General features: G+C 70.2%; 11 protein-coding genes. 7 read left to right on the top strand and 4 right to left on the bottom strand.

All coding sequences use genetic code 11. The features are described 5' to 3' along the window. Positions 1-84: 84 nt before the first annotated feature. Complete coding sequence (locus AB0M51_RS31540) at positions 85-603, top strand: flavin reductase family protein (protein WP_344192966.1); 519 nt, start codon at positions 85-87, stop codon at positions 601-603. A 113-nt stretch (positions 604-716) separates the two neighbouring features. After that, positions 717-2,477: a VanW family protein gene (locus AB0M51_RS31535; protein WP_344192968.1), complete on the top strand. Its 1,761-nt coding sequence runs from the start codon at positions 717-719 to the stop codon at positions 2,475-2,477. On the opposite strand, the gene AB0M51_RS31530 is transcribed toward AB0M51_RS31535, so the two are convergent. Continuing rightward, positions 2,474-2,905 carry a type II toxin-antitoxin system PemK/MazF family toxin gene (locus tag AB0M51_RS31530; protein WP_344192970.1) on the bottom strand — a complete coding sequence of 144 codons (432 nt, stop codon included), beginning with the start codon at positions 2,903-2,905 and terminating at the stop codon, positions 2,474-2,476. The two genes, AB0M51_RS31535 and AB0M51_RS31530, sit on opposite strands and share 4 nt — an antisense overlap. A 48-nt stretch (positions 2,906-2,953) precedes the next feature. Here AB0M51_RS31530 and AB0M51_RS31525 point away from each other — a divergent pair, with 48 nt between their 5' ends. Then, a complete protein-coding gene (locus tag AB0M51_RS31525; protein WP_344192972.1) occupies positions 2,954-4,324 on the top strand; it encodes an MFS transporter in 1,371 nt (456 codons plus the stop codon). Here the strand turns inward: AB0M51_RS31525 and AB0M51_RS31520 are convergent. Beyond that, entirely contained in the window at positions 4,306-5,232 is a 927-nt protein-coding gene (locus AB0M51_RS31520; protein ID WP_344192974.1) for a GNAT family N-acetyltransferase, read from the bottom strand. The genes AB0M51_RS31525 and AB0M51_RS31520 overlap by 19 nt on opposite strands. Positions 5,233-5,349: 117 nt before the next feature. On the opposite strand from AB0M51_RS31520, the gene fdxA reads away from it, so the two are divergent. Beyond that, the gene (fdxA, locus tag AB0M51_RS31515; protein WP_012923087.1) at positions 5,350-5,676 is read left to right on the top strand and encodes a ferredoxin; all 327 of its coding nucleotides are present in this window, start codon (positions 5,350-5,352) and stop codon (positions 5,674-5,676) included. 46 nt (positions 5,677-5,722) lie between these two features. Here fdxA and AB0M51_RS31510 read toward each other — a convergent pair whose 3' ends face one another. Further along, the gene (locus AB0M51_RS31510; RefSeq protein WP_344192976.1) at positions 5,723-6,700 is read right to left on the bottom strand and encodes a hypothetical protein; all 978 of its coding nucleotides are present in this window, start codon (positions 6,698-6,700) and stop codon (positions 5,723-5,725) included. A 100-nt stretch (positions 6,701-6,800) separates the two neighbouring features. Beyond that, positions 6,801-7,730 carry a 2,3,4,5-tetrahydropyridine-2,6-dicarboxylate N-succinyltransferase gene (gene dapD / locus AB0M51_RS31505; RefSeq protein ID WP_344192978.1) on the bottom strand — a complete coding sequence of 310 codons (930 nt, stop codon included), beginning with the start codon at positions 7,728-7,730 and terminating at the stop codon, positions 6,801-6,803. Between the two features lie 53 nt (positions 7,731-7,783). Here dapD and AB0M51_RS31500 point away from each other — a divergent pair, with 53 nt between their 5' ends. From AB0M51_RS31500 to AB0M51_RS31490, 3 genes are all read left to right on the top strand, one after another. Beyond that, positions 7,784-8,614 (top strand): phosphotransferase, encoded by an 831-nt coding sequence (locus tag AB0M51_RS31500; protein WP_344192980.1) that lies wholly within the window; start codon positions 7,784-7,786, stop codon positions 8,612-8,614. Next, the gene (locus tag AB0M51_RS31495) at positions 8,611-9,504 is read left to right on the top strand and encodes an NAD-dependent dehydratase (RefSeq protein WP_344192983.1); all 894 of its coding nucleotides are present in this window, start codon (positions 8,611-8,613) and stop codon (positions 9,502-9,504) included. Before AB0M51_RS31500 ends, AB0M51_RS31495 begins: the two co-directional genes overlap by 4 nt. A gap of 121 nt (positions 9,505-9,625) precedes the next feature. Further along, positions 9,626-12,709: a GH92 family glycosyl hydrolase gene (locus AB0M51_RS31490; protein ID WP_344192985.1), complete on the top strand. Its 3,084-nt coding sequence runs from the start codon at positions 9,626-9,628 to the stop codon at positions 12,707-12,709. Positions 12,710-12,727: the final 18 nt, after the last annotated feature.

The raw sequence follows: 12,727 nt of genomic DNA, 5'->3' as shown, positions 1-12,727 counted from the left end.
GGTACCCGCCGCAGCTTCGTCCGAACCGGCTGCGTGACCGTTCCCACACCCTCGGCCGAGGCCCGGAAGGCATAACCTGCTGACGTGTCCTCGATCGAGTCCAGTGGGAGCGTGTCCGCCGCGGCGTTTCGTGCTGCGCTCGGGCGGTTCGCGTCCGGGATCACGATCATGAGCACACTGCAGGACGGCGTCGCACACGCGATGACCGCGAACGCGTTCACCTCGGTGTCGCTCGACCCGCCGCTGGTGCTGGTCTGCGTGGACAAGGGCGTCCGGATGCACTCGGCCGTCCTGGACTGCGGGTACTGGGCGATCTCGGTGCTGGCCGCGGAGCAGCAGCCGGTCGCGGAGCGGTTCGCCCGGTCCGGACGGGACCTGTACAGCCAGTTCGACGGCATCGCCACCACGGCCGGCCCGAAGACCGGGTGCCCGACCGTCGACGGCGCCCTGTCCTGGCTGGAGTGCCGCACCTGGGCGACGTACGACGGGGGAGACCACACGATCGTGGTCGGCGAGGTGCTCAGCCTGGCGACCGGCGGCCCGGACGCCCCGGGAACGCTGCTCTACTCGTCCGGTCACTATCGGAAACTGCCCGGAAACTGACCGTTGTCCCCGGGGTGGTCCGGGGCAGCCCCGAAGGGTGGCCACGCCTCGGCCGTCCCGTAGGATGTGCGCTTGTGCCCTGACCATGCACTCGAGCAGGAGGACGCTGTCCGGTGGGGAGAAAGCAGCTCGCGGGGATCATCGCCGCCGCGGGTCTCGGTGTCATCGTCGTCGGGTACGGCGCCGCGTTCGCGTTCGCGGGCTCGAAGATTCCCGCCGACACGACCGTGCTCGGGATCCCGATCGGCGGCCTCTCGAAGGACGCCGCGCAGGCGAAGCTGACCGACGGCCTGAAGGACCGGGCGGCGGCGCCGATCGCGCTGACCGCCGGCGGATCGAAGTTCCAGGTGGTGCCGGCCGAGGCCGGGCTGTCCGTGGACGTCGGCAAGACCGTCGAGGCCGCCGGTGCGGGCCGCAGCCTGGCGCCCGGCCGGATCTGGCACGCGCTCACCGGCGGCGACGCCGTCGACCCGGTGGTGACCAAGGACGACGCGAAGCTGAAGGCCGCCGTCGACAAGCTGGCCGGCCAGGTGAACCGCAAGGCCACCGAGGGCACGATCACCTTCAAGGGCACCCAGCCGGTCAAGCACGAGCCCGCCGAGGGTCTCGAACTCGACACCGCGAAGGCGACCGGCGCGGTGGTCGCGGCGTACCCCGCGGACGGTCAGCCGAAGGAGCTGCCGGTCAGCACGACGAAGCCGCAGGCCGCCTCCGAGGCGATCGACAAGGCCGTGCAGGAGTTCGCCGAGCCGGCCATGGCCGGTCCGGTCCGGCTGGCCGTCGGCTCGAAGTCGGTCGACCTGACCCCGGCCGAGCTCGCTCCGGCGCTGTCGGTCACCGTGCAGGAGGGCAAGGTCATCCCGGCGCTGAACACCAAGACCCTGGAGCCGCTGTTCCAGCAGCGCTTCAAGACCTTGGAGACGCTGCCGAAGGACGCGACCGTGCAGATCGTCGGCGCCGGCCCGCGGGTGGTTCCGGCCGTCGACGGGTTGGTCGTCGACCGGACGAAGGTCGGGGCCGCGATCCTCTCGGTGCTGCCGAAGCCGGTCGGCGAGCGGCGGGCCGCCGTACCGCTGATCCAGACCAAGGCGAAGTTCACCACCGAGCAGGCGGCCGCGCTCGGGATCACCCAGAAGATGGGCGAGTTCCAGACCCAGTTCCCGCACGCGCCGTACCGGAACGTCAACATCGGCACCGCGGCCGGCCGGATCAACGGCACGCTGCTGAAGCCGAACGAGATCTTCAGCCTGAACAAGATCGTCGGCGAGCGGACCAAGGAGAACGGGTTCACCGAGGGCACGATCATCAGCGGCGGGAAGTTCAAGGAGGATCTCGGCGGCGGGGTCTCGCAGTCCGCGACCACGACGTTCAACGCGGCCTTCTTCTCCGGGCTGAAAATCCTTGCCCACAAGGCGCACAGCGTCTACATCTCGCGGTACCCGGTCGGCCGGGAGGCGACCGTCGCGTGGCCGACGGTGGACCTCAAGTTCCAGAACGACTCCGGCCACGGCGTGCTGGTGCAGACCATCTTCAAGGCGTCCACGCCGGGGAACTCGGGCAGCATCAAGGTGATCATCTGGGGCACCAAGGTCTGGGACATCACCGCGGGGCAGTCGCCGAAGTCCAACGTCCGGCAGCCGAAGGTCGTCTACAACACCGCCGCGGACTGCAAGGCGCAGGCGCCGACGCCGGGCTTCGACATCACCGTGTACCGGTACTTCGCGAAGAACGGCGCCCGGCAGAAGACCGAGTCGTTCACCACGAAGTACAACGCGGCCGACGACATCCGCTGCGGACCGCAACCCGGCACGGTGACCCCGCCGCCCGGCACCACCACGACACCCCCGCAAGGCCGGGGCCAGAAACCCAACTAGTGCAGCTTGTGTAGCTCCGCCGCGACCCGGTCGAAGAGGGCTTCCTCGATGACCGCGCCTTCGCGGCGGACCTGCTGCGGGTCGATGCGCAGCACGCGGTCCAGCCGTACTTCGCTGTTCCGGTGGTCCTTGTCCCACGGGCCGCTGCCGATGTCCATCCAGACCCGTCCCCAGCGTGCCTCGTCGGCGGCGTCCCGGTCGTGGTCCTTGCTGGTCAGGATCAGCGCCAGCAGGTACGGCTCGTCCCAGCCCATCACCAGCACCGGGCGGTCCTTGCCGCGGGTGTGGTCCTCCTCGAACGGCACCCACGTCCAGACGATCTCGCCCGGATCCGCGACCCCGTCGTCCGGATGCGGCCGGTACTCCACCCGCACCGTCCCCTCGAAGTCCCCGGGGTACTCCGGCCGCTCAATCACGTGATCCGCCATGGCATGCGAGGGTAGCGCCCTCACATCTCAGTGGCCTCACACCGTTCGATGACCGTGCTCATCACTCGCAACCGGGGCGCGGTCCTCGCCGTGCTGCTCACCGGTCAGTTCATGGCCAATATCGACACCGCCGTGGCGAACATCGCCGGGCCGTCGATCGGGACCGACCTGCACGCCTCGGCGGGCGCGGTCGGGCTGGTCGTCTCCGGGTACGTCGTCGCGTTCGCCGTCCTGCTCATCACCGGCGCCCGGCTCGGTACGTCGCTCGGTTACCGGCGGACGTTCCTGCTCGGCCTGACCGTCTTCACCGCCGCGTCGCTCGCCTGCGGGCTCGCGCCCGGGATCGGCGCTCTGGTCAGCGCGCGCTTCGTCCAGGGCGCCGGGGCCGCGCTGATGGTCCCGCAGGTGCTCAGCGGCATCCAGTTGCACTTCCACGGCCGGGACCGGCTGAAGGCGCTCGGGTACTTCTCGATCGCACTGTCCGGCGGCGCGGTGGCCGGGCAGCTGCTCGGCGGCGTACTGATCGCCGCGAACCTGTTCGGCACCGGCTGGCGTCCGATCTTCCTGGTCAACGTGCCGATCGGCGTCGCGCTCCTGATCGCCGGGCGCCGCCTGCTCCCGCCCGACCCGCCTGGTCGCCGGGATCGCCTGGACCTGGGCGGCGTACTCGTCCTGTGTACGACGGTCCTGCTCGTGATCGTGCCACTCCTGCTCGGTGCTGAACGCGGCTGGCCCGCGTGGTCCTGGCTGTGCCTCGTGCTGAGCGTTCCGACGCTCCTGCTCTTCGAGTACGGCGAACGGCGTACGGCCGCACGTGGTGGCCGACCGCTCGTCGCGCGGGAGGTGCTCGGCAGCAGGTCCGTCCGGGCCGGGCTGCTCGCCCACGGGTGCACCAGCGGCTCGTACTTCGCCTTGCTGTTCGTACTCGCCCTTTACCTACAGGGCGGGCTGCACAAAGGGCCGGCGTACTCCGGGTTCGCCATGGTGGTGTGGGTGGCCGCCTTCGGGCTGGCGGGGCCTGTGCTGCCGAGACTGCGCAGGGGAGTGCAGTGGATGCCGGTTGTTGGCTGTCTGGTGCTGGCGACGGGCTATGTGTGCGTGCTGGCGTACCTGGTGCTCGGTGGGCGTAGCGGGCCGTTGCTGTTCGTTCTGCTGGGTGTTGGCGGGTTGGGGCTCGGGATCAGCGCCAACACGTTGATCGGCGCGGTGACGTCCAGCCTGCCGCCGGAGTACGCCGCTGACCTGTCAGGGGTCGTGGCTACGAACGCGCAGCTGTCCGGTGCGCTGGGCGTTGCTGTGGCGGGCTCCACGTACACCGCGCTCGCTGCTGATCCCGGGAGGGCGTTGACCGTCGTACTGGCCGGGTTTGCGGTACTGGCGCTGGTCGGGGCAGCGGCGGCTCAGCGGTTGGTGAGATAGCGGTAGCGGTACGCCTCTTGGTAGCCGAGGCGGGTGTAGGTGGTCAGGGCGGCGCTGTTCTCGAGCAGGACTTCCAGATAGGTGCGGCGGCCGCCTTCCGGGCCCGACCAGCGGGCCAGGCCTTGGACGATCGCTGTACCGAGGCCGCGGCGGCGGAAGCCCTCGGCCACGTGGATGGCGTCCACGCCCAGCCAGTGCCCGGTCATGGACCCGCGGCCGACGGCAACCACCTGCCCGTCGAGGCTGACCGACGCGAACATCGCCTTGGCCGCGCCCTCGAGCACCTTCGGGGCAACTTCCGGTACGGGGCCCTGGAAAGCAGCGGCATACCAGTCGCCGTTCGGCCGCTCCGTCAGCCGCACGTCGTACCGCGGCGCAGCGTTCACGTGGTCGAGCGTGGTGTGCATGACGAGTACGTCGGACTGCTCCGGGCGGGCGTCCACCCAGCCGAGGGCGCGAATCTCCTGGTCGGGGGGACTGCCGACGCGGACCTGGACCTGTGGGCGGAGCCCGCGCTCTGTGTAGAACGCGATGGTTTGCCGGAGCGCCTCGGCGACCGGGACACCAGGGTTGCCGGCCGGGAGGAGCGAGTTGCCGCGGCCCGTCCAGCCGGCGGATGCGCGGAGCAACCACTGGCCGATGTATGCCCGCTCGACGGCCGGGCGGCCGAGCGACGCGGTCAGGAACAGTTGCTCGACGTCGACCGGGCGGAGGGGCGTCTCCGGGATCTGCTTGGCGGCGGCGATGTCCGCGACCGGGATCTCGTACAGCGTGCTGTCCGCGTGCCGGACGGTGACGCGTTCCGGCGTACCGGCCTGCAGGACGCCGATCACGTCGGTCAGCCCGCCGGGGATCCGGTGCCGGACGACGACACGGTGGCCGATATCACGGGCACCGAGGCCTGACACGATCCGGACTCCTGGCAAAGTGGGCGACGTACTACCGTGATACTAGAGATACTCGCATCACCGCATCGCAGCACCCCGAAACCAGCGCTGCGCTTGCCTGCCATAGGAGGAGTAGCAGTGACCTACGTCATCGCGCAGCCGTGTGTTGACCTGAAGGACCTCGCGTGTGTCGAGGAATGCCCCGTCGACTGCATCTACGAGGGCAACCGGATGCTGTACATCCACCCCGACGAGTGCGTCGACTGCGGAGCCTGTGAGCCGGTCTGCCCGGTGGAGGCGATCTACTACGAGGACGACACTCCGGAGCAGTGGAAGGACTACTACACGGCGAACGTCGACTTCTTCAACGACCTCGGCTCGCCGGGCGGCGCGTCCAAGCTCGGCAAGATCGACAAGGACCACCCGTTCATCGCCGCGCTCCCGCCGCAGGAACACGACGAGTAGTCAACTGATTGCAGCTTGAGACAGGGCGCCCTTCGGGGCGCCCTGTTTATTGCGCCAGAACGTCCACGTGGACGTGGTCGAGGTGGCGGAGGATCTTCGGGTCGCCGGAGCGTTCCGGCGGGGTGTAGGGGCGCCAGCCCGCGTCGGACTTCCCGCCCGCGGTCCAGATCTTGTCGCTGAAGATCACCGTCTGGATGTTCAGCAGCTTCGCCCGGGCGACCAGGTACTGCGCGATCGCCCACCCCCTGGTGGTGTTCGCCTCCGAGATCGGCCGGACGAACACGTCGATCGCCCGCCCGTCGTAGTGCGCCGACCCTTCCATGTGTCCGGTCCGCGCCCCGCCGGCTTCGTACCCGCCGGTCGACAGCTTCCCGAACGTCCGCGCCAGGTCCTTCCGGACCGCTTCCGCCCGCGGCGTCAGCCCGTTCCGCCCCATCGTCTCCTGCGGTACGTCGGCGGTGTTCACCGTGCAGCTGAACACGCTCTCCGACTGCCCGGTCAGCGCCGACGCCAGCACCCGCGCGTCCGCCTCGTGGTCGGCGTACGCGTTCGGGAACGCGCTGCGCTGCACCCGGTCCGCGGCGACCGTGATCGCGAGCTTCTGGTAGTTCCTGATCTTGACCAGCGCGTCGTAGAACTTCCCGGTCGCGTAGTACGGGTCCTGGACCTGTTTCGCCGTACCCCACCCCTGCGACGGCCGCTGCTGGAACAGCCCGAGCGAGTCGCGGTCGCCGTGCGCGAGGTTCCGCAGGTTGGACTCCTGGTACGCCGTGGCGAGCGCGATCGTCGCCGCCCGGGCCGGGAGTCCGCGGCGGACCGCGATGCCCGCGATGATCGCCGCGGACTCGGCCTGCTCGAAGTCGAGCACGACCTGCTGCCCGTTGACCGTCGCGGTGCACTGCTCGGGCGGCGGCAGGATGTTCGCGATGTGCTTCCCGCCGAGCCAGGCGATCCCGGCGCCGATCGCGAGGCTGAGCACGCCGATGCCGCCCAGGACCACGAGGGCACCACGCTTCACCGGCATACCGCTCCCAACGTACGAGGGCAGAGGACAGTTTCGCGCTTCACGTACTGATTGACGTGGACAGCCTCACGCTGGTTGGCAAAGTCATTCTTTCGGACGATCAGGCGTTGGCGTGCAGCGCCTCGTTCAGCGTGATGCCCTCGCCCGTGCGCGGGCGGGCCTCGACGGCGCCGGTGACCGAGTTGCGGAGGAACAGCAGGCCGGGCTGCCCGGACAGGTCGCGGGCCTTCACGACCGAACCGTCGGGGAGCGTGACCTTGGTCCCGGCGGTCACGTACAGCCCCGCCTCGACCACGCAGTCGTCGCCGAGCGAGATGCCGGTGCCGCCGTTCGCGCCGAGCAGGCAGCGCTTGCCGATCGAGATCACCTGCTTGCCGCCGCCGGACAGCGTGCCCATGATCGATGCCCCGGCGCCGATGTCGCTGCCGTCGTCGACGACCACCCCGGCGACGATCCGGCCCTCGACCATCGACGTCCCGAGGGTGCCGGCGTTGAAGTTCACGAAACCCTCGTGCATGACCGTGGTCCCGGAGGCGAGGTGCGCGCCGAGCCGGACCCGGTCCGCGTCGCCGATCCGGACCCCGGACGGTACGACGTAGTCGGTCATCCGCGGGAACTTGTCGACGCTGGTCACGCTGAGGTGCTTCCCCGCGGCGCGGGCGCGGAGCCGGACGTTCTCGATCTCGTCGACCGGGACCGGGCCGAGCGAGGTCCACGCGTTGTTCGGCAGGGCGGCGAAGATGCCGTCCAGGTTGACGCCGTGCGGGCGGACCAGGCGGTGGCTGAGCAGGTGCAGCCGCAGGTACGCGTCCGCCGTACCGCTCGGGGCCTCGTCCAGGACGAGCTCGGTCGCGACCACCTGACGCCGTACCTGCCGGAGGTCGTCGTTGCCCTCGGCGGCGACCAGCTCGGCCGGAGCCTTCGCGTCGGCCGGCCGGGTACCCAGCGCGGGCGCCGGGTACCAGACATCGAGGACGTCGCCGGCGGTCGTAACGGTGGCAAGGCCGAAGCCCCAGGCGTGGTTCGTCATGCGTACACCCTAAATCGGGAGCACCTGGCGCCGGAGCATGGTCTACTTTTCGGATGCTTCCTGGATGGGTTCCGCGGGATGTGGTGCTGGAGGCGTTGGCGGCGCCGGCCGAGGACGCGGTGCATTCGGAGCTGCTGCGGCAGTGGGGATCGTCGGAGGTCCGGCGGCTGTCGCACGGGTTGCGGAGCGTGATCGTGAAGCACGGGACCGACACGCAGGCCGGCGAGGAGACGGCGTACCAGCGGTATGTCGTACCGCTCGGGCTGCCGGCGCCGGAGCTGCTGTACGGCGCCGACGGCGTGATCGTGCTGGCCGACGTCGGCCGGGTGACGCTGGAGCAGGAGCCGACCGCGGACGGGTTCGTCGCGGCGGCCGAGCTGGCGGCGCGGATCCACGGTGCTGCCGTGCCGGGGTCCAGCGACTTCCCGCCGGCCCGGGTGAAGGAGCTGGCGGGACGGATCGCGCGGATCGACTTCGATCTGGATCCGCTGGTGGAGGCGGTCGACCGGCTGCACCGGGACGCGCCGCTCGGGGTGGTGCACGGCGACTTCGTGCCGAAGAACCTGGTCACCGACGGCACGCGCTGGACCGTGGTCGACTGGCCGCTGGCGCATCTCGCCCCGCATCTGAGCGACCTGTACACGTTGATCCGGGACGCCGTTGCCCTCGGCTACGACCGCGGCCCGATCGTCGCGCGGTACGTCGAGGTCTCCGGCGCGGATCCGTTCCTCGTCGATCGGCAACTGCTCGTGGGCGGGGCGTGTTTCTGCCTGCTCGCGCTGGCGTTCGTGGTCGAGGAGGGCGTCCGGACGATCCCCGGCTCCGGGGACTGGATCGATCCGCTGCTCGCGGAGCTCGCCGACCTCGTCGGGCAGCTGTCGTGAGGCTGCTGGTCCTCGGCGGCACGAAGAACCTCGGCCGGCACGTCGTCGAGGCGGCGCTGCGGGACGACCACGAGGTGACCCTGTTCAACCGCGGCCTCACGAACCCGGCGCTCTTCCCCGACGTACGCCGGATCACCGGCGACCGGGCCGCCCCGGAGGCGCTGGCCGGCGGCGAGTGGGACGGCGTGATCGACATGTCCGGCTTCCTGGTTCGCGAGGTGTCGCTGAGCGCCGCCGTGCTCCGGGACCGCTGCGGGCACTACACCTACATGTCGTCGATCGCGGTGTACGCGAGCAAGTCCGACGTCGGCATGACCGAGTCCGCCCCGCTCCTCGACTGGCCCGCCGGCGCACCGGAGGACCACTTCACGATGGACCTCTACGGTCCGTCGAAGGTCCGCAACGAATCGTTGCTCACCGCCACTTTCGGCGACCGCACCGCGGCCGTCCGCTCGGGTTTCGTGATCGGACCGTACAACCCGGACTTCGGCAACTGGGGCTGGGCCCTGGCCCATGGCGAACCGATGGAGTGCGCCGCCCGCCCCGAGCAGCCGGTCCAGTACGTCGACGCCCGCGACCTCGCCGCCTTCCTCCTCCACGTGACGGTCGACCGCCTACCCGGCCCGTTCAACGCCGTCGGCCCCACCCGAACGCTTGCTGCCCTCGCCGAAACCTGGCGCTCGGTCGTCCCCGACGCGGCGCCCGTCGACTGGTCCCCGTCGGTCGACCGCTTCCACCTCCCGCACGACGGCTCCAACGACGGCACGTTCCACCTCTCCAACACCCACACCCTCGCTCACGGCCTCCACCTCCGCCCCGACGAAGAAGTCGCCCGCGACTACATCGCCTGGGTCCGAGCCGGCAACAGCCCGCCCGACCCACCACATTGATGGTGCAGAGCGACAGGACGTATACGTCCCCTGCCCGGCCCGCCACGCTGGGCGCACCTCTGATCTCCACGTAGTGGGCGGACATGTCCTGTCCAGCTGTCGGATTCGTAGGATTGCGGGCGTGGATATCGAGACTGGTGGCGGGCCGGGTGGGCCCACGAGTTCGCGGGGCGGGTTCAGCAGTGTGGACGGGACCCGGTACTCCGGGGTCGTCGGCGGGCGGCAGGAGGTGCGGCTGCCCGGCGGCGGGCACACCGTCGCGGCGGGCGATCGGCTGCGGTACAAGGTTTACCCGGAGCTGGACGCGGGGTTGACGTATGCGGCGACCTACGTCGCGGTCGAGGTGGTGTTCGCGGACGGGACGCGGTACGCCGGGACCGACCAGTACGGGAAGCCCGCCGACGCCGCGGGGCAGGGCACCGCGAAGATCCTGTACGCCGACCAGTGGAACGACGTCCAGGTCGACCTGACCGCTGCCGAGGGGCGGACAATCGCGCAGCTGGTGCTGGTGGTCGACGCGCCGGGCGAGGGGCACGCGTTCGCGGGCTGGATCGACGACGTCGAGGTCGGGCCGGCACCGGCGGAGCCGGACGGCGCGGACCTGACGGCGTACGTCGACACGCGGCGCGGGACCAACGCCAGCAGCGACTTCTCCCGCGGTAACACGCTCCCGATCACCGCCTGGCCGAACGGGTTCAACTTCGTCACCCCGGTCACCGACGCCTCGACGTACCGCTGGCCGTACGAATACCACCGGGCCAACAACGCGGACAACCGGCCGGAGCTGCAGGGGCTCACGTTCTCGCACCAGCCGAGCCCGTGGATGGGCGACCGCGACCAGCTCACGATCATGCCGGTCGCGGCCGCCGCACCGCTCGGCGACCCGAAGGAGCGTGCCGTCGCCTTCAGCCACGACGACGAGCTCGCCAGGCCAGACCTGTACTCCGTCGCCCTCGCGAACGGCGTCCGCGCCGAGCTCACCCCGACCGACCACGGCGCGATCTTCCGGTTCACGTTCCCGGCGGACGCGGCCGGGCGGCACCTGGTCTTCGACACGATCGACGAGAACGGCGGGTTCGCGTCCGACGGAACCGCGGTCACCGGCTGGGTCGAGAACGGGTCACAGCGGTCCGAGTCCGGGGTCACCCGGATGTACTGCTACGGCGAGTTCTCCAGTACGCCGACCGGGTTCGGCCCGGCCTCCGGCGGTCGCGGCAACGCGCGCGCCGCGAGCTTCGACGTACCCGAGGTGACGCTGCGGATCGCGACGTCCTTCATCAGCGTCGACCAGGCGCGGCACAACCTCGCGCTCGAGCTCGCGGGGCGGTCGTTCGAGGAGATCCAGGCGGCGGCGAACGCGATCTGGAACGAGCGGCTCCAGGTCATCCGGCCCGAGGGCGCGACGCCGCCGCAACTGCGGACGGTCTACGGCAATCTCTACCGGTTGAACCTCTATCCGAACTCGCACTTCGAGAACACCGGGACAGCGTCGGAGCCGGAGTACCACTACGCCAGCCCGGTCCAGCCGGTTGAGGGTGAGGCGACGGAGCTCGCGACCAACGCGGTCGTGCGGCCCGGGAAGATGTATGTGAACAACGGGTTCTGGGACACCTACCGGACCGCGTGGCCGGCGTACGTCTTCTTCTACCCGGAGCTGGCCGCCGAGCTGGTGGACGGGTTCGTGCAGCAGTACCGCGACGGCGGGTGGATCGCGCGCTGGTCGTCGCCGGGGTACGCCGACTGCATGACCGGGACGAGTTCGGACGTGTCGTTCGCGGACGCGTACCTCAAGGGCGTCACGCTGCCGGACCCGTTGGCGACGTACGACGCCGGGCTCCGGAACGCGACCGTCGCGCCGGAGGCGACCGAGGTCGGGCGGAAGGGCGTCGAGACCGGGTTCTTCGCCGGATACGTGAGCACGGACACCGAGGAGAGCGTGTCGTGGTCGCTCGAGGCGTACCTGAACGACTTCGGTCTCGCCCAGATGGCGCTGCGGTTGGCGGAGGAGTTCCCCGAGCGGCGTGAGCAGTTGCTCGAGGAGGCGGAGTACCTGCGGCGCCGGTCGCTGAACTACGTGCTGCTGTTCGACGACGCGGTGAACTTCTTCCAGGGACGGCGTCCGGACGGCAGCTTCGCGAAGACACCGGCCGAGTTCGACCCCGAGGAGTGGGGCGGCGACTTCACCGAGACCGACGGGTGGAACTTCGCCTTCCACGTCGCGCACGACCCGCGCGGGCTGGCGAACCTGTACGGCGGTCCGCGCGGCCTGGAGGAGAAGCTCGACGGGTTCTTCGCGACGCCGGAGCTCGCCGTCAAGAAGGGCACGTACTCGATCGTCATCCACGAGATGGTCGAGGCGCAGGCCGTCCGGATGGGTCAGTTCGGCTTCTCGAACCAGCCGGCGCACCACATCGCGTGGATGTACAACTACGCCGGTACGCCGTACAAGACGCAGGCGATCGCCCGCGAGGTGCTGGACCGGCTGTACGTCGGGGAGCAGATCGGCCAGGGGTATCCGGGCGACGAGGACAACGGCGAGATGTCCGCGTGGTACCTGTTCGCCGCGCTCGGGCTGTATCCGCTGCGCGTCGGCGCCCCGGAGTACGCGATCGGGTCGCCGTTGTTCCCGCGGGTGCTGGTGTCGCCGCTGGGCGGCCGGCCGCTGACGATCACCGCCGCCGGGGTCGAGAACCCCTACGTCCATGACGTCCGGGTCGACGGCAAGCAGTTGCCGGTGGCATCCATCACCCACGCCGACCTGACCGCCGCGACCCGGCTCGACTTCACCCTCGGCGCCGAACCGTCCGACTGGGCAACCCTTGAACTCCCACCCGCCCTGACCACCGACGACCAGGTCGCCACCCCACTGGTCGACCTGATCCCGGTAGACCCCGGCAGCCCCCTGTTCGACGACACGTCGGCCACCGAGGCCGTCTTCGAGTCCGTCACCTGGTCACTGCCCGCACCGGCGAGCCCGACCCTTTACACGCTGACGTCCGGGGTCGGCGAGCCCCCAGCCGGCTGGCAACTGGAGGCCTCGACCGACGGCACCACCTGGACCGTCCTCGACACTCGCACGGACGAATCCTTCCGCTGGCCGCGTCAGACCCGCCCCTTCAAAATCCCGACTCCCCGCGAATACCAGCACTTCCGCTTGACCCTCGCCACCCCCGCGGCCCTCGCCCAACTCGAACTCCTCGCCTGAGGCGGGTGAGGTCAGTGG

Origin of the sequence: Kribbella sp. NPDC051137, from assembly GCF_040682535.1 — a bacterium.
Taxonomy (GTDB): Bacteria; Actinomycetota; Actinomycetes; order Propionibacteriales; family Kribbellaceae; genus Kribbella; species Kribbella karoonensis.
This window is presented reverse-complemented; position numbering and strand designations above follow the sequence as displayed.

Bases quoted from the DNA above. Each gene is read 5' to 3' on its own strand.
- AB0M51_RS31530 (WP_344192970.1), bottom strand. From the start codon at position 2,905: ATGGCGGATCACGTGATTGAGCGGCCGGAGTACCCCGGGGACTTCGAG.
- AB0M51_RS31525 (WP_344192972.1), top strand. From the start codon at position 2,954: ATGACCGTGCTCATCACTCGCAACCGGGGCGCGGTCCTCGCCGTGCTG.
- AB0M51_RS31510 (WP_344192976.1), bottom strand. From the start codon at position 6,700: ATGCCGGTGAAGCGTGGTGCCCTCGTGGTCCTGGGCGGCATCGGCGTG.
- dapD (WP_344192978.1), bottom strand. From the start codon at position 7,730: ATGACGAACCACGCCTGGGGCTTCGGCCTTGCCACCGTTACGACCGCC.
- AB0M51_RS31500 (WP_344192980.1), top strand. From the start codon at position 7,784: ATGCTTCCTGGATGGGTTCCGCGGGATGTGGTGCTGGAGGCGTTGGCG.